Annotated in this window: 17 protein-coding genes and 2 pseudogenes; 4 read left to right on the top strand and 15 right to left on the bottom strand. The window is 70.6% G+C overall.

Annotated features, from left to right (window positions below):
• Together ABZY33_RS27140 and ABZY33_RS27145 are read left to right on the top strand one after the other, a co-directional pair.
• Positions 1 to 3,865, top strand: a 3,865-nt coding sequence (locus ABZY33_RS27140) for an RHS repeat-associated core domain-containing protein (protein WP_356494307.1), incomplete at its 5' end; no start/stop codon positions are given.
• Entirely contained in the window at positions 3,862 to 4,554 is a 693-nt protein-coding gene (locus ABZY33_RS27145) for a histone-like nucleoid-structuring protein Lsr2 (RefSeq protein WP_356494308.1), read from the top strand. The genes ABZY33_RS27140 and ABZY33_RS27145, both read left to right, overlap by 4 nt.
• Positions 4,555 to 4,575: 21 nt before the next feature.
• Here the strand turns inward: ABZY33_RS27145 and ABZY33_RS27150 are convergent, their stop codons facing one another.
• Together ABZY33_RS27150 and ABZY33_RS27155 are read right to left on the bottom strand one after the other, a co-directional pair.
• Entirely contained in the window at positions 4,576 to 6,462 is a 1,887-nt protein-coding gene (locus ABZY33_RS27150) for an ABC transporter ATP-binding protein (protein WP_356494343.1), read from the bottom strand.
• 973 nt (positions 6,463 to 7,435) lie between these two features.
• Positions 7,436 to 8,677 (bottom strand): FAD-dependent monooxygenase, encoded by a 1,242-nt coding sequence (locus ABZY33_RS27155; protein ID WP_356494309.1) that lies wholly within the window; start codon positions 8,675 to 8,677, stop codon positions 7,436 to 7,438.
• 85 nt (positions 8,678 to 8,762) lie between these two features.
• On the opposite strand from ABZY33_RS27155, the gene ABZY33_RS27160 reads away from it, so the two are divergent.
• Positions 8,763 to 9,326 carry a TetR/AcrR family transcriptional regulator C-terminal domain-containing protein gene (locus tag ABZY33_RS27160; RefSeq protein WP_356494344.1) on the top strand — a complete coding sequence of 188 codons (564 nt, stop codon included), beginning with the start codon at positions 8,763 to 8,765 and terminating at the stop codon, positions 9,324 to 9,326.
• A 280-nt stretch (positions 9,327 to 9,606) separates the two neighbouring features.
• Complete coding sequence (locus ABZY33_RS27165) at positions 9,607 to 9,780, top strand: hypothetical protein (RefSeq protein ID WP_356494347.1); 174 nt, start codon at positions 9,607 to 9,609, stop codon at positions 9,778 to 9,780.
• A 17-nt stretch (positions 9,781 to 9,797) separates the two neighbouring features.
• On the opposite strand, the gene ABZY33_RS27170 is transcribed toward ABZY33_RS27165, so the two are convergent.
• The 13 genes and pseudogenes from ABZY33_RS27170 to ABZY33_RS27230 form a co-directional block, all read right to left on the bottom strand.
• Positions 9,798 to 10,643, bottom strand: a complete 846-nt coding sequence (locus tag ABZY33_RS27170; protein ID WP_356494310.1) for an LLM class flavin-dependent oxidoreductase — start codon at positions 10,641 to 10,643, stop codon at positions 9,798 to 9,800.
• A 243-nt stretch (positions 10,644 to 10,886) separates the two neighbouring features.
• A pseudogene (locus tag ABZY33_RS27175) lies at positions 10,887 to 11,036 on the bottom strand (transposase); the annotation flags it as partial.
• 406 nt (positions 11,037 to 11,442) lie between these two features.
• Positions 11,443 to 12,120 carry a hypothetical protein gene (locus ABZY33_RS27180; protein WP_356494311.1) on the bottom strand — a complete coding sequence of 226 codons (678 nt, stop codon included), beginning with the start codon at positions 12,118 to 12,120 and terminating at the stop codon, positions 11,443 to 11,445.
• Positions 12,117 to 12,746, bottom strand: a complete 630-nt coding sequence (locus ABZY33_RS27185) for a hypothetical protein (RefSeq protein WP_356494312.1) — start codon at positions 12,744 to 12,746, stop codon at positions 12,117 to 12,119. Before ABZY33_RS27185 ends, ABZY33_RS27180 begins: the two co-directional genes overlap by 4 nt.
• A 195-nt stretch (positions 12,747 to 12,941) precedes the next feature.
• Positions 12,942 to 13,058 (bottom strand): annotated as a pseudogene (locus ABZY33_RS27190) (IS5/IS1182 family transposase); the annotation flags it as partial.
• A gap of 299 nt (positions 13,059 to 13,357) precedes the next feature.
• Entirely contained in the window at positions 13,358 to 14,275 is a 918-nt protein-coding gene (locus tag ABZY33_RS27195) for a cupin domain-containing protein (RefSeq protein ID WP_356494313.1), read from the bottom strand.
• On the bottom strand, positions 14,272 to 15,591 hold the full coding sequence (locus ABZY33_RS27200; RefSeq protein WP_356494314.1) for a hypothetical protein: 1,320 nt from the start codon (positions 15,589 to 15,591) through the stop codon (positions 14,272 to 14,274). Before ABZY33_RS27200 ends, ABZY33_RS27195 begins: the two co-directional genes overlap by 4 nt.
• A complete protein-coding gene (locus tag ABZY33_RS27205; protein WP_356494315.1) occupies positions 15,588 to 16,916 on the bottom strand; it encodes an MFS transporter in 1,329 nt (442 codons plus the stop codon). Before ABZY33_RS27205 ends, ABZY33_RS27200 begins: the two co-directional genes overlap by 4 nt.
• Positions 16,913 to 17,692, bottom strand: a complete 780-nt coding sequence (locus tag ABZY33_RS27210) for a hypothetical protein (RefSeq protein ID WP_356494316.1) — start codon at positions 17,690 to 17,692, stop codon at positions 16,913 to 16,915. The genes ABZY33_RS27205 and ABZY33_RS27210 overlap by 4 nt, the downstream gene beginning before the upstream one ends.
• Positions 17,689 to 18,582 carry a DUF692 family multinuclear iron-containing protein gene (locus ABZY33_RS27215; protein WP_356494317.1) on the bottom strand — a complete coding sequence of 298 codons (894 nt, stop codon included), beginning with the start codon at positions 18,580 to 18,582 and terminating at the stop codon, positions 17,689 to 17,691. The genes ABZY33_RS27210 and ABZY33_RS27215 overlap by 4 nt, the downstream gene beginning before the upstream one ends.
• Before the next feature lie 4 nt (positions 18,583 to 18,586).
• Positions 18,587 to 20,272, bottom strand: a complete 1,686-nt coding sequence (locus ABZY33_RS27220) for a radical SAM protein (protein ID WP_356494318.1) — start codon at positions 20,270 to 20,272, stop codon at positions 18,587 to 18,589.
• A gap of 1 nt (position 20,273) precedes the next feature.
• The gene (locus ABZY33_RS27225) at positions 20,274 to 20,525 is read right to left on the bottom strand and encodes a hypothetical protein (protein WP_356494319.1); all 252 of its coding nucleotides are present in this window, start codon (positions 20,523 to 20,525) and stop codon (positions 20,274 to 20,276) included.
• 76 nt (positions 20,526 to 20,601) lie between these two features.
• On the bottom strand, positions 20,602 to 20,766 hold the full coding sequence (locus tag ABZY33_RS27230; RefSeq protein WP_356494320.1) for a hypothetical protein: 165 nt from the start codon (positions 20,764 to 20,766) through the stop codon (positions 20,602 to 20,604).
• Between the last annotated feature and the right edge of the window lie 73 nt (positions 20,767 to 20,839).

Consider the following 20,839-nt stretch of genomic DNA (forward strand, 5'->3'; position numbering starts at 1 on the left):
GCTGCACGGCGCGCTCAAGGGCTCGGAGAAGGCGCTCGGCAAGGTCGCCAAGCACATCACGGAGACCGTGCCGGACCGCGCCAAGGCCACCTCCCGGCTGCACAAGCACAACGACATCGACGTCCGCGACAAGGCGCACGGCATCCACGTCGGCAAGCACGGGGACGGCAAGGGCTCCGGCGACGCGCCGGCGATCCCGGGTCCCCGCAACAGGACCGGCGACGGCCACACCAAGCCCGACCGGCTCGACGGGGCGAAGGACGACCCACGCCGCAACGCCATCCCCCTGCTCAAGAAGAAATGCCTCAACGACCCGGTCGACATCGCGACCGGCGACATGACCCTCCCGCACACCGACCTCTCGCTGCCCGGCGTCCTCCCACTGGTGCTACGCCGCACCCACCTGTCCGGGTACCGCTACGGGCAGTGGTTCGGGCGGAGTTGGGCCTCCACCCTGGACGAACGCATCGAACTCGACCCGCAGGGCCAGGGAGCGGTGTGGGCTCGCGAGGACGGCTCCCTGTTGGTCTACCCCGCACTGCCGGCGCCGGGAGACACCGACGGCGTCCTTCCGCTGGAGGGCCCCCGCCTGCCCCTGGTGCACGGCGGGCACGCCAACGGCACCACCACGTACCAGATAACCGAGCCGGTCACCCGGCTCGTCAGAACGTTCACCGGCAGCCCCTATCACGCCTCGCCCGCCTACTGGCTGGTCCAGATCGAAGACCGCCACACCAACCACATCGCCATACACCGAGAGGGCGACGGCGCTCCCACCGCCCTCGTCCACGACGGGGGCTACCACGTGGCGCTCACCGTCGAGAGCGCCCGTATCCGCACCGTGGCCCTGCGCACTCCCGACGGTCCTCAACCGGTTCTGCGCTACGGCTACGACGCACAGGGCCGCCTGGACGCGGTCACCAACTCCTCCGGCCTGCCGCTGCGCTTCACCTACGACGACGCGGACCGCATCACCTCGTGGACGGACCGCAACGACTCGACCTTCCGCTACGTCTACGACGGCGAAGGACGCATCGCCCGCACCGTCGGCCCCGACGGCGCCCTGTCAGCCGCCTTCGCCTACACGCGCCACCCCGAGACGGGCGATCGCATCACCCGTTACACCGACTCCACCGGTGCCACCAGTGTCTACTACCTCAACAGCGCCCTCCAGGTCGTGGCCGAGACCGACCCGCTGGGCCACACCCACTCCTACACCTTCGACGACCACGATCGCATCCTGTCCCACACGGACCCGCTCGGGGCCACCACCCGCTACGAGCGCGACGCCCGCGGCAACCTGACAGGCCTGCACGCCCCCGACGGCGTCCACACCCACGCGGTCTACAACGAGTGGGACCTTCCGGTCGCTGTCACCGAACGCGGCGGTGCCCGCCGCACCTTCGCCTACGACGAGCACGGCAACGCCACGGCCGTGACCGAACCCGACGGCGCACGCACCGAGTACACCTACAACCCACGCGGCCACATCACCGCCATCCGCAATCCGGTCGGCGACCTCACCAAGGTCACCACCGACGCCGCCGGACTCACCGTACGTATCGAGGCCCCCGACACCGCCGCGACGACCCTGGTCCGCGATGCTTTCGGCCGCGTCGTGGAGGCCGTCGACGCCCTGGGCGGCGTCCTGCGCCAGGGCTGGACCACCGAGGGACGCCCCGCCTGGCGCGAACTGCCCGACGGCAGCCGGGAAGAGTGGACCTGGGACGGCGAAGCCAACCTGACCAGCCACACCGACCGCATGGGCCGCACCAGCCACCACCAGGTGACCCACTTCGACAAGCCCGCCACGACCACGACGACGGACGACGCCGACTACCGCTTCACCCACGACACCGAACTCCGCCTGACCCAGGTCACCAACGCCCAGGGCCTGCACTGGCAGTACACCTACGACGCGGCCGGCCGCCTGGTCCGCGAAACCGACTTCGACGGCCGCACCCTCACCTACCGGCACGACGCCCTGGGGCGCCTCACCTCCCGCACCAACGGCGCCGGCCAGACCCTCACCTTCGAGCGCGACGCACTGGGCCGCGTCACCCGCCTGCACCACGACGACGGCGCCGTGTCCACCTTCACCCGCGACGAACGCGGCCACGTCACCCGGATCACCAACCCCCACGCCCGCATCGACCTCGAACGCGACCACGCCGGGCGGATCGTGACCGAGACGGTCAACGGCCGCACCACGCACTACGGCTACGACGCGCTCGGCCGCCGCACCCACCGCCGCACACCCAGCGGCGCCACCAGCACCCTCGCCTACGACGCCGGAGTCCTGTCGTCGTACACCAGCGGCGAACACACCTTCACCTTCGAACGCGACGCCCTGGGCCGGGAGAGAACCCGCACCCTCGACGGCCACCTGAGCCTGCACCACCACTGGGACAGCGTCGGCCGCGTCGTCTCCCAGTCCCTCACCACCGCGGCGGACGAGCTGCTCCAGCGCTCCTACACCTACCAAGCCGACGGCACCCCGACCAGCATCGTCGACAGCCTCACCGGAGAGCGCACCTACACCCTCGACACCGCCAGCCGCGTCACCGCCGTCCAGGCCCGGGGCTGGAGCGAGACCTACGCCTACAACACGGCCGGCGACCTCACCCACGCCACCCTGCCCGACCGCGCCCCCGGACAGGACCGGACCGGCGCCCACCAGCACCGCGGCAGCCGCCTGACCCAGGCCGGACGCACACGCGACCACTACGACGCCCAGGGCCGCGTCATCCGCCGCCAGAGCACCACCCTCAGCGGCAAGACCCTCACCTGGCACTTCACCTGGGACGCGGAGGACCGCCTCACCCACGCCGTCACCCCCCACCACGGCCGCTGGCACTACCTCTACGACGCACTGGGCCGCCGCATCGGCAAGCACCGCCTCGACGAGAACGACCAGATCGTCGAACGTGTCACCTATACCTGGGACGGCGGGCAACTGGCCGAACAGGACGCCGACGGCATCACGTTGACCTGGGACTACCTCGGTCAGCGCCCGCTGGCCCAGCGCGAGGCAAAACCGGCCGACGCACCGGACGACATCGACCGGCGCTTCTTCGCCATCGTCGCCGACCTGACCGGTGCCCCCAGCGAACTCCTGACCCACGACGGCCACCTGGCCTGGCGCGCCCGCAGCAGCGTCTGGGGCGCCACCCAGTGGAACCGCGACTGCACCGCGTACACCCCGCTGCGTTACCCGGGCCAGCAGTACGACCCCGAGACCGGCCTGCACTACAACGTCAACCGCTACTACGACCCCCACCTCGGCCGCTACCTCACCCCCGACCCGCTCGGCCTCGCCCCCGCCCCCAACCACTACGCCTACGTCCCCAACCCCTTCACCCTCACCGACCCCCTCGGCCTGGCGGGCTGCACCGCGGATCCCACGTGGGGCGGCCGCGTCACCTTCACCCGGGACCCCCACGACCGCCCCTACGAGATGAACGCGGTCATCACCCGCGACATGCTGGACGAAGGGACCCATGCCAACGGGAACCTGCGCCCACCCGGCTTCCTGGGCGGTGACTACAACCAGGCCCGAGGTCACCTGCTGGCTCGCATGCTCGGTGGCTCCGGTGACACACTGGACAACCTGTTCACCATCACGCAGAACCCCACCAACAGCCCTGACATGCGGGACTGGGAGCAGGACATCTACGACGCGGCGCACAAGGGCGAGGTCATCCACTACAACGTCTACCTGGAGTACACGGACAACCTGAAGGACTCCGTACCGAAGTACATCCAGCTCGAGGCCACGGGCGACCGGGGCTTCACATTGGACGTCCCCTTGCGTAACCCCGCGTGGGACCAGCAACAGCTCGACCGCCAAGGACTCCTTCCGTGACCACTGCTCTCGAACACCTCACCCGCCTGTGTCCGCCTCCGCCGGCTCCGTCCTCGGTCGACTGGAACAGCGTCGAGACCGCGCTCGGCATGGCTCTGCCTAAGGACTACCGGCAGTTGGCGTCCCGCTACGGGCCGGGCTCCTTCTGCGGCTACCTCAGCCTGCGCCACCCGCTGGGCATGACCGACTGGATCGACCTGACCGGCCCCATGACCACCCAGCTCCGGAACCAGCTGGAGGACGACCGGGCCCGGGGGCGCTCCGTCCCCTACGCGCCCCAGGACCTGTTCCCGATCGCCGTCACCGACAACGGGGAGTTCGGGTTCTGGCACACCGCTCCGGCACAGGACCCGGCCGCGTGGACGATCGCCGTCAACGAAGCTCGCGGAGCTGAGTGGTTCACTTTCGACGGCACGCTCACCGAGTTTCTCGTCGCGGTCCTCAGCGGCCGGACCCGAGTGCCGCTGTTCCCCGACAGCCTGCTGTCGCGCGGACCCTTCTTCACACCCTCGCCCGAACGGCGAGCGGGGCAGGAGCCGTCCCCCGCCGCCCCCCGCCGCCCCGCCCGCGGCCCGCGCGATTCGGCCGCCGTCCGCGCGTGGGCCCGCGAGCACGGCTACGACGTCCCGGAGCGAGGACGCATCCCGGCAGCGGTCCTCACGGCATGGGAGGAAGCTCACGACGAGTGAAGGTGGCGTGCGGGTCAGCTGTCAGGACCCGCGGTGCGCCCGTTCCGGACCGTCCGACGGCCGGGCCTCGTCACGGTCGGAGGCGATCTGGTAGGACAGCAACTTCGCGAAGAGGCCCTCTTGCTCGGAGAGTTCGGCGTACGTCCCTTCCTGGACGATCCTTCCTTCGTCGAGGACCACGATGCGGTCGGCGATGGCGACGCTGGTCATGCGGTGGGTCACCAGCAGAACGGCTCGGTCCCGGGCCAGAGACCGCAGCCGTTGGAAAATGCGGAATTCGGCGCGGGGATCGAGGTTGGCGGTCGGCTCATCCAGGACGAGCAGTCCGGCCCGGCGGAAGAAGGCCCGGGCCAGGGCGATGCGCTGCCACTGGCCGCCGCTGAGCTCCTCGCCGTTGAGCCACTCGCGCGCCAGGAGGGTGTCCAGACCGGCGCCGAGCGTGTCGACGACCTCGTCGGCGTCGGCGGCCGCGCAAGCCTCGCGGACCGCCTCGTCGCCGCGCTCGGTGGGCTGTCCCTGCGTCACGTTCTCGCGGACGGTCAGTGGCCAGTGGGCGTAGTCCTGCGGCACGAGGGCGACCTGCTGCCACAACGCCTTCGGGTCGATGGTGCCGGTGGGCACTCCGTCCCAGAGCACTTGACCGCTGCCGTCCGGGAGGTACAGGCCGCTGATCAGCTTCGCCAGGGTCGACTTGCCGGAGCCGTTGTAACCGACCAGGGCCGTGACCTCGCCGCGGCGCAGGGTGAGGGAGACGTCGGACAAGGCGTCGCGGTCCTTGCCGGCGTAGCGATGGGTGAGCGCTTTGACCTCGATCGTTTCCGGCGCCGGGGGCCGGCGCGGACCGCGGCGCATGCGGAAGCCGCCGGCCCGGTCCAGGAAGCGGGTCCAGTCGTCCATGTAGAGCCCGGTCCGTACGGCGCGCGCGCCGACGGCCACCAGGCCCCGGACCGCCATGCCGGCGGTCTGCAGAGCGAAGACCGCTGTCCCGGCACGTCCGACGGTGATCCGGCCGGTGGCGAGCAGCCACACGACGGCGGCCCACACCACCGCCGACCCCAGCCCTCCGCACACGGCGCCGATCAGGGACATGCGGGCGCCCTGGTCGGCCGCGGCCCGGTCCTCGCGGTTGATCCGGGCGACGGTGCTGCGGTATCGGCCGGAGAGGAAGTCGGCCATGGTGCCGGCGCGGATCTGGTCGGCGGCGTCCTTGGTGTAGATGTGCCAGCGCAGGATCGCCAGCAACCGGTTGTCGCCGTTGCTGCGCAGATTGGCCAGGTAGCGGGCACGGGCGGCACTGACCTGGGCCACGGCTTGCGGCATGCTGGCGGCGACGAGGAGGGGGAGAAGCACCCAGTGCACACCCGCCAGGACGATCGCCCCGGCGAGGAAGGCGGCGGCCGAGGCGATCAGGTCCTGGCCCTCGTTGATCAGCTCGCCGGTGACCTGGGCCCCGCGGTCCGCGGCCTCACGGTCGCGGTTGAAGTCCGGATCGTCGTAGGCAGCCAGCTCGACCTCGACACAGCCGGTGAGCAGCATCTGCTCGGCCTCGCGGGTCATCAGCGGACTCAGGCGGGAGGACAGCCAGTTGACCGTGATGCCCAGGAGCGCGCGCACCCCGGCGGCTCCGGCGAGCAGGGCGACGGAGGGCCACGCCGCGAGGAGGCGGTGGTACACGTCGCCGTCGCGCAGCAGGGCGGTGAGCGTGCCGGCGATCGCGACCAGGCCCAGGGCCTGCATCACCCCACTGACCAGCTGACACAGCAGAAGGCCGACGGTCGCCCGCCGGTCGACGCGCCAGCCCAGGGCCAGCGAGCGGCGCACCAACTGGGGCAGGCGGCGGGCCATGTCACGCATCCGGATCGAACGCCCGGCCGCCTCGCGGCTACCTGTCACGTCGACGAAGCGCATCTGCTGCTCGGACGAGGTGGGGCCGTCCGACGCGGCCGGCGCGGCCGGGGCGGCGGAAGCAGCGGCCGGCCCGGTGGTGCGCGGTCCCGGGACACTGTCGGCTGACGAACGGGTGGGCTCACTCATGCCGCCCACCTCGTATCCGGGATTGTTGCTGCGCGGAACTGGTCCGTGTGGGACAGCGCGGCGGCTCGATGGCCGTTCTCGGCGGTCCGCTGCAAGTCGGCGAGGGCGGGGTGCATGGCGTTTCTCCTCCTCAGGGCGCCACATGAGGGCAGCCGAGATGTGGCGCAACTCGGTGCGATTCGGCGTGAGTTGTGGTTCTGCGATGGTGCCCGGGTCAACGACACGGCAGGGCGGATCGAACACGCGTGTTTAGGACGAAGCGGATGCGCCGACGTGGTGCGGGATGCGCATGTCCCGAACACTTGCCCCCGCGTATGGCGCGGGTCTCGCCGCGACAGAGGTTGGCCGAAACGCCGCAGCCGATACGCATGTGATGTATGAGGTTCACGCCGGGAGGACTGTGTCAGCAACGGCCGGTGAACTTCTGTGCCCTGCTGTCGGTCGGGGGCAACGGGCTGAGGGCTGCGGGCTGCGCAAGGGTGCGCAGCGGGCTGCGCAAGGGTGCGCGGTCGCGGGTCACCTACGTCCAGCCCACAGTAGAAGGCGAATACTGGGCCGTCGGCCCCTCCGCAGCGAGTTTGTGGAGCCGGCCGCCACGGTGCAAGGAGCCGTCACGATGGTGGTCGACCGTCTCCCTCCCGACCGCGGCCTCGCCTTCGTTGGAACCCGAGAAGAACTCGCCGCCCACGACGCAGCGACCTCCCGCGCCCGGGACGTCAACCGCTCGACGAGTTCGCCGCTTTCCGCACCGTCCGGTTCAGGCCCGGTACAGGCGTGGTCGCTGTTCGACCGACTCGACGGGACCGGTGGCGGATGACCAGAGTGCCGGAGCACAGCGCGGACCGGATCAGGCGGCGTCGGTGTAGACGGGTAGCTGCCAGTCGCCGCCGCGGTCCTCCTTCGACATGCGGGCGACCAGGTCGGGGAGGCGCAGGAAGCAGGCCAGTGCCGTGACGTTCTGGAACGCGGTGATGGCGTGCTTGTGCAACGGCATGCCCAACCGCAGGATCCTCGGGTTGACCTCGCGCTGGATCTTGTCCACGAACGGGCGCAGGACGCGTTCGTACGTCGCCAGGGCCGCCGTCAGGTCGCCCGGGATGCGGTTGATCTCCCCGGCCAGGACGTAGGCGCCGACCAGGCCGCCGGAGATCCCCATCCCGCTATAGGGGGAGGCGCAGTGCGCGGCGTCCCCGGCCAGGACCACCCGGCCCTCGGACCAGCCGGCGATACGCACTTGGGCGATCTCCTGGGAGTAGAAGAACGGGCTGTCCTTCATGCCCTGGACGAACCGCTCGGTCTGCCAACCCGCATCCCTGAATCGCTCGGCCCAGAACTTCTGCTGCTCCTCGACGGGCGCACGGTGGATCGCGGAAGCTTCCGCCGAGTCCTCGCGCATCACGAAGTACGCCTGCGTCTCGGTCGCGTTGTGGCTGCGCCGCATGATCTGCCGGCCACCCGGGACCATGTAGGTGTCACGGATGTTGGTGTCGGAGGCGATACGCGGGACGAACCAGTACGCCATGTGGACGCCCATCCGCCAGTACGGGTCGAAGCCCTCGGGCAGCAGCGCCCGCCGGATGCGCGAGCCCTGCCCGTCGGCGCCGATCAGCAGGTCGTACTCGCCCGAGGTCCCGTCCGAGAAGTGCGCGGTGACCTTGTCGGCGTGCTGGTCGAAGTTGTCGACACTCTTGCCGAAGACGTACTCCGCGTCGTCCTTCGTCGCCGCGTACAGGATGCGCACCAGGTCGCCCCGCATGATCTCGTACTCCGAGGTCAGCGTCTGACGGCCTCTGCCGGCGGTGTTCGCCATGATCGTCGCCTTCGGCCTGCCCCGGGAGTCCACGAACGCCACCCCGGCCTCGTCCACCAGCTGACTGCGTACGTCCTCGAGCAGCCCCATGCGCGCCGCCGCGTGGATGCCCTGCCCGCGCAGGTCCACCTGCGCTCCGGAGGCCCGCAGCGCCGGGAACCGTTCGGCGACCGTCACCTCATGGCCGCCGCGTGAGAGCCAGAAAGCCAGTGCCTGTCCGGCCACACCGCCGCCCGCCACCAGGATCCGGAGCGTCCGCCCTACGTTCTTGCCCGCCATGACCGACCCACTCCAGAGTCTATCGCTGATTGATTCACCGTTTTTCAGCGTCTTCTATCAGCGATAGATTGTCAACGTGACCAAGATGAACCGTGAGACCGTCGTCACCGAGGCGCTCGACCTGCTGGACGATGTGGGGCTGGATGCCGTCAGCACCCGGCGCCTGGCCAAGCGCCTGGGCGTGGAGCAGCCGTCGCTCTACTACCACTTCAAGACCAAGAAGGATCTGCTGGCCGCGATGGCGGAGGCAGCCATGGCCCCGCACGCCACCGCGCCCCTGCCTCAGCCCGGCGACGACTGGCGCACCTGGTTCCTGGACAACTCCCGCAGCTTTCGCCGCACCCTGCTGATGCGCCGCGACGGTGCCCGCCTGCACGCGGGCAGTATCCCGACCGGCGACCTGGACCGTATCCGCCACAAAATGGCCTTCCTTGTCACCTCCGGGGTGCCAGAGCAGCAGGCGCTGATGGCGATGCTGGCCTCCAGCCGCTTCACCGTCGGCTGCGTACTGGAGGAGCAGGCCGCCGCCGACACCCCGGACCCCGGGGACCTGCCCGACGACGTTCCCGAGCTCGATCACGAAGCGGCGTTCGAGGGGGGCCTCGCCCTCATCCTCGGCGGCCTCGACCAGCACGCCGCCGCCAGCTGACCACCACCCGGCGCCGCCGGCAGACCCGGACGGTCAGGGCGAGGCGGCCCCGGGGCCGTCCGGTCACAGGTGAGGCCGGGCCAGGTGGCAGGGCAGCCCCTACCGGGCAGTGCGCAGGAGGGGGCGCTGCATGTGTGTGGGGAGACTTGCACGACCAGGCGCCGGGCACGTTGCATGGTGCGGGTGTCGATCTGGCCGACGCAGCCATGTTGCACGGGCAAGTCTGCGCTGCGGCCCGTCAGTTGCTGGTGCCCCTGCTGTGCCAGACCGGACGGAGCGCGTGATCGAGCTGGCCGCGCTCGCCGGGCTGGGCGAGGTGGAGGTGGTGGAAGTGCGGGCGAACCGGTGCCGGCGGCACCATTCGTCGGAACAACTCCCACAAGTCTTCCGGCGCCATCCGCTCGACAAGCGAAGCAGTCGTCACCTCAGACCGCCGAAAGAGCACGCCAACTGAAATGGCGTCTCAAGCCGTCACAGGACGTCGGCGAGGCGGTCGACCTGGTTCGGGTCGAGGCCGTAGCAGTAGAGCATGACCTCGTCGGCGCCGAGGTCGGCGAAGCGGGCGATCGCATCGCGGATCTCCGTGGGCGTGGTGAGCAATCCGGCGACCATCCGGTCGGCCATGCCGGTGAAGGTGTAGTACGCGCGCATGCTGGTCCGGGCGTCGTCGATCACGTCGTGAGGGCCGAGGGCGACGTTGACCTGCGCGACAATGCGCGGTTCGCCGTCGCGACCGTACTCCTTCCAGAAGGTGCGGACAGTGTCGAACAGGCCGCCTGCCCACGAAGGCCCAGCGGCGGCGAGGAAGCCGTCCCCCCAGCGGGCAACGCGTTCGAGCGCGACGGGCTTGAATCCACCGAAGAGCACCTCGGGGCCGCCGGACCGGGCCGGTGCGGGGCCGATCGGACCGACGCCGTCGCCGTACGGCTCGCCGGACCAGAGGCGGCGCATCACCGCCATCTGCTCGTCGAGGCGTCGGCCTCGGGTGCGCTTGTCGATCCCCGTGACCTGGTGGTCGTCGTCCCGGCCTCCGATACCCAGGCCGAGGACCAAGCGGCCACCGGTCATCCGGTCCAAGGTGGCGGCCTGCTTGGCGAGAAGGGTGGTATCGCGCAGCGGGGCGAGCAACACCTCGGTCTGGACGCGGATGCGGGAGGTGGCGCCCGCGAGGACGGCGAGCGCGACCAGGGGTTCGGGGTTGTGGTAGACGAGCCGGTCCAGCAGGCCGAGTGTGCTGAAGGGCCCGGCGTCAGCGCGCTGGGCCCAGGTGAGCAGAGTGGTCGGGTCGCCGATGGGCAGGCCGATACCGATGTTCATGAAGGAGACCTCCTAAAGGAAGGGTCGACAAAGACTGCTGCCGCCCTTCCGGCACCTCAGCGAGGTGGGACGATCCCGCTCTGCGGCGTGCTTCTGGGGAACGTCTCATCGAAGTCCTTTCACCTTAGGGCGAGCGGTGTTCGTGGAACAAGCCGATTTGGTCACCCGCTGCCCCCAGCAGTTACACGCAGGACATCCGGAACCGCCCTGGAGGCCATTTCGCTTGGTCGGTCTGCGGTGACACATGAGGCTTGCGGCGATGGCGGTGAAGGCCAGGAACTGTTCCGGCGTGCGCTCGTAACGGCGGTGCAGACGTCGGCGGCCGGACAGCCAGGACACAGTCCGCTCCACGACCCAGCGGTGTCGTCCCAGGTGCTGGGACGACTCTATGCCGCTTGCGGGCGGCCAAGCCGAGTGCCCAACGCCAGCGCCTCCGAGTCATGGAAATCCGGGGCGAAGTAGAGGATTTGGCCCGGCTCGCCGGGCCGGCCGGCCTCATGGGGTTCTCCCCATTGAGGACGAACACCCCGCCCAGCACATCGTGCGCAACCACGAGTCCCGCTCTTGGCCGCCAGGCCGGATCGAACCCCGACGGCATGGCGTTGATCTGCGCCAGGCCCGGCAGCGTCTCGGCGAGAGTCTCACCGCCCGGCTGGTCTCGGCATCACCGGGCAGCACATCAACTGGAATGTCAGTGCCGCATCCCCGTCTCGTCACACCAGCACTGAAGGGGCAGTCCGCCATAGCCATGAACTGGCCAGCAGCCTGCACCTCTTCAATCGGCATCTTGGGCCGATCGTCACTGGTTGTGCGAAAACCGCCTGATCGCGCGCCACCTGCGGCGGAAAAAACGGAAGAACAGCACCTCCTGCGCCAGCGCGTAGACCACCGCACCGAAGAGCGCCGCCAGCGTCGGCGTCCTGCCGTACGCGTCGACGATGTTCGCGAGGAAGTAGATTCCGACGACGTGTGCCAGGACGCCGGCCGACAGCATGTAGGCCGCCGTCGCCGCGTACGGATAGCTCATGTGCGTGCGGGAGGAGATCAGCTTGGATTCCCACGACAGAAGGTCGGGATCGGCGAGGTGCTGATTGATCCGGACCTCGATGCCTGCCACGCCCCGCCCTGCGCGCTGTGAGCGGTGGTACTCACCGAGCCAGATGAGCAAGCTCGCCTTGGCGCTGACCGGGATGAACACGAGACAGATCGGTACGACGAGCAGCGGAGACACCGACGACCCGAGAATGGCCGCCATGATCACGGCCAGTGAGGTGAAGGCGAAGTTCATGATCTGGATACGGTTGCTGATGGCCTGAAGGCTCTCCTGGCGCAGCGAGTTGTACTCGGCGAGCAGCGCCTGCACGGCGACCGGCAGAACCGCGGCGGGCGGGTCCGGGGCGGGTCCCGGCGGTGCCGACGGCATCGGCGGGATGGGCGGCGTCGGCGGGCGCGGCCCCGGCGGCCCGGGCACCGTCATCCGTCGATCTCGGAGGCGGAGAAGCACGGGAAGCGGTCGCCGTCGCGCTCGTAGGCGTAGGGGAAGGGATGCAGGCCCAGCGCCGCTGCCCGACGGAGGTTGGGTTCCCGGTCCTCCACCAGGCCCGTTCGGCTTCCGGTGACCGCCTCAGCCGCGATCTCCAGCAGGCCACGCCCCGGAGTCCCCTTCGTCACGCCGAGGTCGTGCGACACATACACGAGTGCCGGGTCGATCCACTTGTCCAGGTGCAGAGCCCTGGCCTGCTTGGTGTACCAGAACGAGGTGTTGTTCGAGGCAATGCCCAGCTCCGCCCCGGTCGCGGCGGCGGCCGCGAGCAACTCCTGCGCCCAAGGGCTTGGCGTCAGCAGCTCCCGCTCCACCTGCCGGATCAGCTCGACGGGTAGCGCCACCCCAAGACCCGCCGCGCACTGCTCCCAGTAGGAAGATTCCTCGGCGGGTACGACGGAGAACACGTCCCACAATTGCGCACCGACGGCCTCGACGGTATGTCTCGGCACACCGAGCCGGTCGGCGAGCCCACGTTCCGGGGTAAGCAGCAGCGTCTCCCAGGGATCGCAGAAAAGCACTCCGCCGAGATCCAGCAGGATCACGTCTGCGTCGGGCACGATCAGCTCCGTTCACGACCGGGGCGCGCAGCGCTTGCGGGCTCACGGTAGCAGTCCGTACCTCGCACCCGCCGTAGGACGAACTCGCCCGCCACCGTGGCGTGTTGAGGCTCAGACCTTACTGAACATCCCCTCGCGCGGCGGGCGTGCTGCCCGGCGGACGCGCTGACAGCTCAGCTGCGCCAGGGCCGTGTCCTATGTGGTGAGGCGGACGAGTCGCTTGTACCAGCAGATGGCTGATGCGAGGACGTGGAAGGCCCGGCGGTTGCGGGGACGGCGTTCGTAACGGTGGTTGAGCCGGCGGTGCTGAGATTGAACTCGGTGTCGGCCGGTTCGACAGGCGGCACGTCTCAGCGCCCCCGTTGCAGACGTTCTTGATGTGCGTTGACCCAGCTCTTTTCCGGCAGGTCCCGTCATGCAGGTCCCGTCATGGGACTCGTTTTCTTGAGGAGGGCGAGCCCGCATCCTCTCGCATGGCCGCGGCCCGAGGCGCACCGAAGGGCCGAACCCCACCGGCCAGTGGTCGGACGGACCCGGCCGGGTAGGGCAGCGCAGATGTCCGGTGACCCGGCGATCCGGCACGGATCCCGGCCTCCGGCCTGCCGCCCCGCTCAACGGCTGCCCCGCGCCTCGACCGCGCGGCGCGTGACATGTCGGGTCAGGGCGGTGCGGTCGACGCGGCCGAGGGCGGTGGCGAGGTTGTCCAGGACGGTCCCGACGGCCTCTTCGCGGTCCGCGAAGGAGCCCCCCGCCGTGGCGTGGGCGGGCACCCGGGCGAGGGCGGCGCGGACGGCGAGTTCGGCGATGTCGCGCAGAGCGGGCTCCCGGACGGCGAGGGTGACGTGCACGGACTCCTCGTCCAGCGTCTCGGTGTGGTGGGCGATACCGTCGGGCAGGTACAGGACCTGGCCCGCCCGCACGTCGACCGTGGTGGGCTCGCCCAGCTCCGCCGGGTCCGCCACGTAGCCGGGCTCCCACAGGCCGGGGGCGGCGGGCGTGTCGTAGAGGTACCAGCGTTTCGTCCCGCAGATCTGCACGACGAACAGGTGCCCGTCGTCGCGGTGGACGCGCAGCCCCGCCTCTCCCGGCGGTGACCAGAACGCCACGGCGCCCACCTTGGCCTCGAACAGTTCGGCCGCGCGGCGGCACACCTCCCGGGCCGGCCGGTGCCACTCGTGCAGGTTCTGCACGACGACGGTGGCGCCGGCCCGCAGCTGGGCACGGACCTTGGCCCCGTCCGCATACCCGCCGCGCGCATCGCCGGAGACAGTCATGGTCCGGGTGAGGTCCTGGGGCGGCACGGGCGTGGCGCCGCGCATGGCGTTGAGCACCGGATAATGCAGCAGGCTGCAGTCGAGCCAGTCGTCCAGGTCCTCGCGGGTCATGATGGCCGCGAGCCGTGGCGAGGCGTCGAAGAGTGCGTGGGCCGCGCCCCAGGGCAGGTCGCGGACCTGGTCCGGGTCGCTGCTCAGCAGGGCTGCCGCGCCCGTCACCGCCGCGGGCGGGCGGGAGGCCGTCGTCGGGGTCATGGGGTCTCCTTGCTGCGCTCGTCGTGGATCACGGGTCCGGGCTCTTCGTCGGCCTGGCCGGTGTGCAGGTCGTGCAGGAAGTCCGCCGCGGACCCGGTGCCCGCGAGCGCGGACAGCAGGGCCGCCCAGGCGTCGTCCCGCAGCTCCCATTGCGGGCCGAAGTGCCGCGTCAGCTCTGTCAGGACGGTGTCGCGCCAGGCGTAACCGGCCAGGTAGGAGCGCCAGTTCAGCATGCTGGTCTGACGCAGGAGCAGCAGTTCGGGCGCCCAGCGCAGTCCGGTGCGGGCCGCGTGCGCGGCCGCTGCCTCCAGCGCCTCGGCGGTACTCGCGCAGTCCTCCAGGTCGCGGTCGAGAGCGAGATCCACCGCCATCATGCCGCGGCTGAACCGCTCCTCCTGACCGAGGAAACGGGCGACGGCTTCGGCGGTGTCGTCGCTCAGGCCGAGGCGGACGAGCAGTGCGGGCGAGGCCGCGAGGTGTTCCACCAGCAGGGCCCAGCCCTCCGACCGCAGCGGGTCGAAGGCCCACCGGTCCAGCAGCGCGGCCCGCGCCGGGCGTACACCGTGCTCGGTCAAATGCGCGATCTCGTGTTGCAGGTACTGGACGGTCACCGGGGTGACCGCGGTGGGCACCGACAGCAGGGACAGTCCGGGCAGCCGCACCGGCATCACCATGGAGGGCGTGTTGGGCCGCCGGATGAGCTGGACGTGGTGGGCGCGGGGGAGCAGCCCGTACTCACGGGCCTGCTGCACGAGCCCGTTGATCAGTTGATTGAGGCGGGGCAGCGGCCGGCCGGCGGGCAGGGGCAGGCCCTTGCCGAGCATGAGCCAGCGCCAGTTGTACTCGGCGGTGTGCCGGCGCAGCCCGCACTGCGCGGCCCACGCGGCCGTGACCGGCGTCAGATCCGGTACGGGCGCGGTGACCGCGGCCATGGTGCGTACGGAGTCCGCCGGCAGCGGCAGCGCGCTGCCCACCGTCCACCACGGACGGCCGGACGGCGCGCTGTCCCGGCACCGGCGCAGCCACGCCCAGATCTCGGGCGCCGCCGCCCGTGCCTCGGCGCGCCGGAGCCGGTAGGAGACCTCGCGGCCCGCTTCGTCGGCCTCCAGGTCGAGCAGGCTGTGCACGCCGGGAACACAGGGCGCCTGGCCGCGCAGTTCGGCGACGAACGCGGTGAGCCCGAGGGCAGCGAGCGGTTCCGAGAGGCGCGACGCGCGGCCGGCTGTGGGCTCGGGATCGTGCGGGGCGAGCCCGGACCGCTCCAACTGGAGGTCGGCCAGCAGCACTTCGACCTGTTCCTCCACGACGGTGGTCATACGGGCGACCCGTCCTGGGCGGCAGCCGGTGCGATCGGCGCGGGCACCTGTGACCGGGAGCCTGCTACGTCCGCGCGGCGCGGCGTCACCCCCCGCGCGGCGAGCGCGGCCAGCCACAGCCCCGCCACGGCGAACCCGGCGGCCGCCAGCGGCCAGGTCAGGCCCGCGCTGCCGAGATCGCCGACGAAGCTGCCGACGAGCGCCAGACCGCCCCCGGTGAGCAGGCTGTTGGCGAGGGAGGCCACCGACAACACGGTGGCCCGGTGGGCGGCGTCGATCCGTTCGTTGAGAGCCGCCCGCAGACCGGGCATGCACAGTCCGAACGCCGTGGAGAAAACCACATAGCAGGCCATGGACGGCACGGGGTCGCGGATCACACCGGCGGCGGCGAGGGCCACCGCGCCCACCACGGAGGCCGTGACCACGATGGTGCGGCGTGCCGTGTCCCTGCGCTGCTGCAGGGCCATGATCCAGCCGAGCAGCGGAATCTCCAGGAGCGAGCCGACACTGCGCATCATGGCGAGGACGAGCAGATGGCCCCCGGCCAGCGACTCGTACACCACGGTCCACTGCACGCCGGGAATCCCGCGGAACATCCACAGCAGTCCCGTGCCACCGATCAAAGCGATCAGCACCCGGTCGCCGCGCAGGGTGAGCCGGGCACCGGTCGCGACGTCCCGGCCCGAGGCGCGCAGCCCCTGCACGAACGTACGCGGCTCGCGCGGGGCATGGTGTCCGCCGGTCATCAGGGCCAGCGCGAGGACGGCGGACAGCGCGCAGGCGCCGCCCGCCACGAGCTGCGGCAGGGCCAGGTCGAGGGAGCCGAGCGCGGCTCCGGCGAGGGTGCCGAGCACCAGTCCGGAGTTCTCCGCGATCTTCCCGCGGGTGAACAGGCGGTCCAGCTCGCGGGGGTCGCGGGCCCCGGTCTCGTCCACGGCCCACGCCTCCAGGGCGCCGGAGGAGAACGTGCCGCCGAAGGCGGCGAGCAAGGTGCCCGCGGCCGCCACCCTCACGTCGTCGCTGAAGAAGAGGGCACCGTAGCCGACGGCGCGCAGCACGAAGCTGACCGCCACCGAGGCTCGCCGGCCCATCATGTCGGCGAGGATGCCGGTGGGCAGTTCGCAGACGCCCTCGACGATCCACACAGCCGCGACGAGCGCGAACACCGCCGACGAGCTCATCCCGTAGGACTGCAGGAGCAGCACCGAGGTGACGGTCAGCAGCATGTCCGCGAAGTAGTCGAAGCCGGATACGGCGAGGTAGGCCCGGTGCATCCGCGCCACATACCGGCTCCGCGCCCCGCCGCCGTCACCCGGTGCGGTCACCGGCCGGTTCCGTCCACCAGACCGGCGGCGAGGGCGCGGGCGTAGGCGCGGCTGTCGGTGGCGTCGTCCGGTACCTGCGCGGCGGAGTCCCACAGCCAGCGCAGCGCGGCCACATTGTCGTCCCTCAGCTGGAAGCGGCGTACGCGGTCCGCCTCGGGCAGCGACACGACGGCCAGGGGGCAGGGGCGCCGCTTGACGAGCAGCAGGGCCTCCGGCCAGGGGTCGACCGCCGCGCGTTCCCGCAACTGCCGTCCGTACGAGGGGACATCGAAGGAGGCTTCGGCGACCCAGGCGCCGGCGGTCAGCCGCGTACCGGCGCGCGGTGCGGCGACGGCGTCGCCGAAGAGGTAGTCGTTCTCGAAGGCGAAGGCCTCACCGACCCAGTCCTCCTGTGCCGCGAGCCAGCCGGAGTCGCGCAGATGGGCGGCGAACGCCGCGGACGTCGTGGCGGAGGGCGGGAACACCGAGCCCGGCTGGGCGGGCCGCCGCTGCCACGGCTCGCTGTCCAGGAAGGCGTGCAGACCCTCGGCGCCGGTGCGGCCGTAGTACGCGAAGAACGTGACGGGGAACGTCGTGTTGAGGACGTTGGCGATGGTCTTGCGGCGGCGAGCCTGTTCCATCACGAAACCGGGCCCGCTCGTGCCCGCGGCCACGATGGCGCGGTGCGCCGGCGGCAGTTCGTCGAGGAGTTCACCGCGGCGCTCGGCGCCGGCGTTGAGGATGTGCCACGTGGCGTCGGTGATCCGGGTGAAATCCGTTGTCAGGTCACTGCTCACGGCGCGCTCCACCACTGCTCGGTCCGGCGTGCGAAACGCCGTACGCTGTCGGTCAGTTCGTCTGCGGTCATGCCCTCCGCCTCGGCCATCACCGAACGCAGATGGGGTGCCCTGGGCAGCAGGGCGTCGGCCAGCTCCCACACCTCGGCGCTGACCGGCCAGTCGTGCTTGTCGTCGACCAGGCGTACGCCACCGTCGAAGCGGCGGATGAAGGTGCCGCTCAGATGAGCCTCGACCACGCGCTCCCAGGCGATGTCGTCGTCGCTGGGCAGGACGGCGTCGCGGCCGCTCTGCACCCGCACTCCGTACAGGTGGCCGACGTCGATGGTCATGAGGCAGTCGGCGCGCTCGGCGATGCGGGTCATCAGGGTGAGGACGTCGCCGTCGCCGACGACGTAGGGGTAGGGCGCGTTCTCGATGGTCAGCGGGCGTCCGATGACGTCCTGCGCGTGCTTGATGCGGTCGACGGCCACATCGACGGCCTCGTCGACGAGCGGCATCGGCACCAGACTCTCCAGCAGGCTCTCGCCGCGCCGTACCCACATGGCCAGGTCGATGTTGAGCCACGGTGAGTCGAGTTCGTCGGCGCGCCGGCCGATGGCACGCAGCTGCCGGTCGTCGAGCGGGTCACTGCCGCACACGTCGAGGTCCAGCGGGTGGAACAGGGCGCGCAGGCCGTGCCTGCGGCAGAAGTCGGCGCTGCGCAGGGCGAGTTCCTCGTCCTCGGCGAGGATGCCGACACCGAACCAGGTGAGGTCGTCGCCGGCCCGGCGCACGGTCTCCTCGGCGATGTCCATGCCGGTCATGGCGTCGCAGCTGAAACAGACGCCGCGGACGCCCTGCGGGCCGAGCCGGTCGATCGCCGGGCCCTTGTGGATGGCGGTGGTCATGGGGTCAGTCCCTCCCGTGGTGCCCGACGGCGCCCGGAACCTGGTGGAACCCGGCCCGGCGGGCGACGTCGTCGGTGCGTGCGATGAGATGGCCGAGCGAGAGCCGGTCGGGGCCGAGCCGTGGCAGCAGGGCGTCCAGGCCGCCCGCGTCGAGGCGGACGAAGTTGTGCTCGGCGTCCTCCAGGAGCGCTTCGAACACCAGGTTCGGGGCGTGCCGCAGTGACACGACGTCGAGTTGCAGCTGGGCGTGGGTCGCCCGGTCGATGCCGCCGCTCCCGGGGTCCGCCGCCAGTGAGGCGAGAGCGAGTTCTCCGGTGCCGAGGGTTTCGTCGATACGGTCCTGCCACTGCTTGCGGAAGGCACGCAGGGCATCGCTGAACCGCTGCACCTCGGGGACCTCGAACATCGTGAACGGGTTGGGCAGTTCGTCCGGGTCGTACTCGACGCCGTACCGCTGGGCGTAGAAGCCCCGAATGGGGGTGCCCTCGTAGAGGACCAGAGCGGTGTAGAGGTGGTCGTGCGGCACGCAGTCGTAGAAGTCGGCCTCGCGCAGGAACTCCGCGTTGGCGCGGATGTCCTCCAGCGTGGTGCCGGGGTCGAGCATGATGAAGTCGAGGGAGATCTCGATGCCGAGACGGCGCAGCAGGCGCACCGCGGCGACGTTGACCTCGGGCTTGACGTGTTTGGCGAGCCGTTCGAGCACGGGCTCGGAGGCGGATTCGATGCCCAGCTCGATGAAGCGCAACCCGCACTCCTTCAGCCGGGGCAGCACCTCGGCCGCCTTGAGGATCTGGTTCACGCGCGTACCGAAGCTGAAGGAGATGTTCGGGTCGGCTTCGTGGAGGGCCTCGGCGACCTCCAGGGCGCGCGTGGGCGACACGAAGAAGTTGGCGTCGCTGAAGTACACATGCTCGTAGTGGACCTGGTGACGCTCGCGGAAGTGCAGCAACTCCGCGACGACGCGCCCGGCCTCGCGCGAACGGTACTTGCGGCCGATGGTGAGCACCCCGCAGAACGAGCAGTTGTACGGGCAGCTGCGGCTGCTGCAGATGGTCAGCGCCGCCTTCAGCCGGCCCTGCACACTGTCGAAGTACGTCAGATCGGGGTAGCCGGAGTGCGAGGTGAAGTCGGCGTCGGGGAACGGGATCTGGTCGAGGTCCGGCACGAACGGCCGGTCCGCGTTCACGATCAACTCCCCTTCTGTGCCGGGATCGCGCCACGTGGTGCCCTTGACGCGGCGCAGCGCCGCCGGATCGTCCAGGGCGCGGACGACGTCGAGCATCGCCTCCTCGCCCTCGCGCCGCACCACGACGTCGACACACTCATAGCGGCGCACGATGTGCTCGTGCACGGCCGTGGCGTGCGGACCGCCGAGCACGATCAGACAGTCCGGATTGCGGGACTTGATCCACTCGGCCATGACCACGGAGCTGCGGAACGACTCGTTGTAGACGGAGAAGCCGACCACGTCATACGTGTCCAGGCCGTAGATCCGCGCCAGGTCCAGCGGGTCGTCCTCGGAGTCCCCGAAGTCGAAACCGGAGCTGGGGTACGCGTGCTCTTTCAGATACGCGATGAGGTAGGCCAGGCCGATCGGCTTCGACTTGCGGCGGTCGGAGAAGCCGACGGACGGATTGACGAAGGCGATCCTCGGGGTGCGCACGGGGGCCTCGGGGCCGGCGGCGGCCATATCAGGCTCCTTCCGCGGTGGCGGTGGCGGTGACGGGCGTGGTGCGCAGCACACCGCGCCGCGCGAGGCCGAGCAGGAAGTCGCGGTCCCGCTCGCCCAGCGTGTCGAGGTCGAGCGGGGAGCCGACCGCGGTGCGCCACAGGTGCGAGGCGTGCCGGTTGAGTTTCAGGCAGGACCGGTCGGGCCCGGCGAGCGGCACGTAGACGTGACCTGCCTGGTCCAGGTAGGGCAGTTCCGGAGTGAGACGCAGCATCGGCCCTCCCAGGCGCGCACTGGACGCCCGGCGGCTCCACGGCGTGGGACATCCGCGGAGCCACCGGGCGGCTGGGTCAGGAGTAGATCTTCCCGAGCATCTTGGTGTAGCTGGCGTCGCCGAGGCTGACGATGTCCGCCTCCGGGGTGTCGACCTCGTCGAAGCTCTCGATCGCCAGCTCGTCCTCGGTGCGCTCGGTGAGGGACTTGTGCTGCGACGACTTCTTGTCGTTGGTGGCCATCCGGTACTCCTCTCGTCGGTCCCGAGGACATCGGGACCCGCCGTGGTCCCCGTGGAGGTCCAGGGGGCCGGTT

The organism is Streptomyces sp. NPDC006552, assembly GCF_040611655.1.
GTDB lineage: Bacteria > Actinomycetota > Actinomycetes > Streptomycetales > Streptomycetaceae > Streptomyces.

Coding starts and splice junctions, on each gene's coding strand:
- ABZY33_RS27150 (WP_356494343.1), bottom strand. CDS start 6,462: ATGCGCTTCGTCGACGTGACAGGTAGCCGCGAGGCGGCCGGGCGTTCG.
- ABZY33_RS27155 (WP_356494309.1), bottom strand. CDS start 8,677: ATGGCGGGCAAGAACGTAGGGCGGACGCTCCGGATCCTGGTGGCGGGC.
- ABZY33_RS27160 (WP_356494344.1), top strand. CDS start 8,763: ATGAACCGTGAGACCGTCGTCACCGAGGCGCTCGACCTGCTGGACGAT.
- ABZY33_RS27170 (WP_356494310.1), bottom strand. CDS start 10,643: ATGAACATCGGTATCGGCCTGCCCATCGGCGACCCGACCACTCTGCTC.
- ABZY33_RS27180 (WP_356494311.1), bottom strand. CDS start 12,120: ATGACGGTGCCCGGGCCGCCGGGGCCGCGCCCGCCGACGCCGCCCATC.
- ABZY33_RS27195 (WP_356494313.1), bottom strand. CDS start 14,275: ATGACCCCGACGACGGCCTCCCGCCCGCCCGCGGCGGTGACGGGCGCG.
- ABZY33_RS27200 (WP_356494314.1), bottom strand. CDS start 15,591: ATGACCACCGTCGTGGAGGAACAGGTCGAAGTGCTGCTGGCCGACCTC.
- ABZY33_RS27215 (WP_356494317.1), bottom strand. CDS start 18,582: ATGACCACCGCCATCCACAAGGGCCCGGCGATCGACCGGCTCGGCCCG.
- ABZY33_RS27220 (WP_356494318.1), bottom strand. CDS start 20,272: ATGGCCGCCGCCGGCCCCGAGGCCCCCGTGCGCACCCCGAGGATCGCC.
- ABZY33_RS27225 (WP_356494319.1), bottom strand. CDS start 20,525: ATGCTGCGTCTCACTCCGGAACTGCCCTACCTGGACCAGGCAGGTCAC.
- ABZY33_RS27230 (WP_356494320.1), bottom strand. CDS start 20,766: ATGGCCACCAACGACAAGAAGTCGTCGCAGCACAAGTCCCTCACCGAG.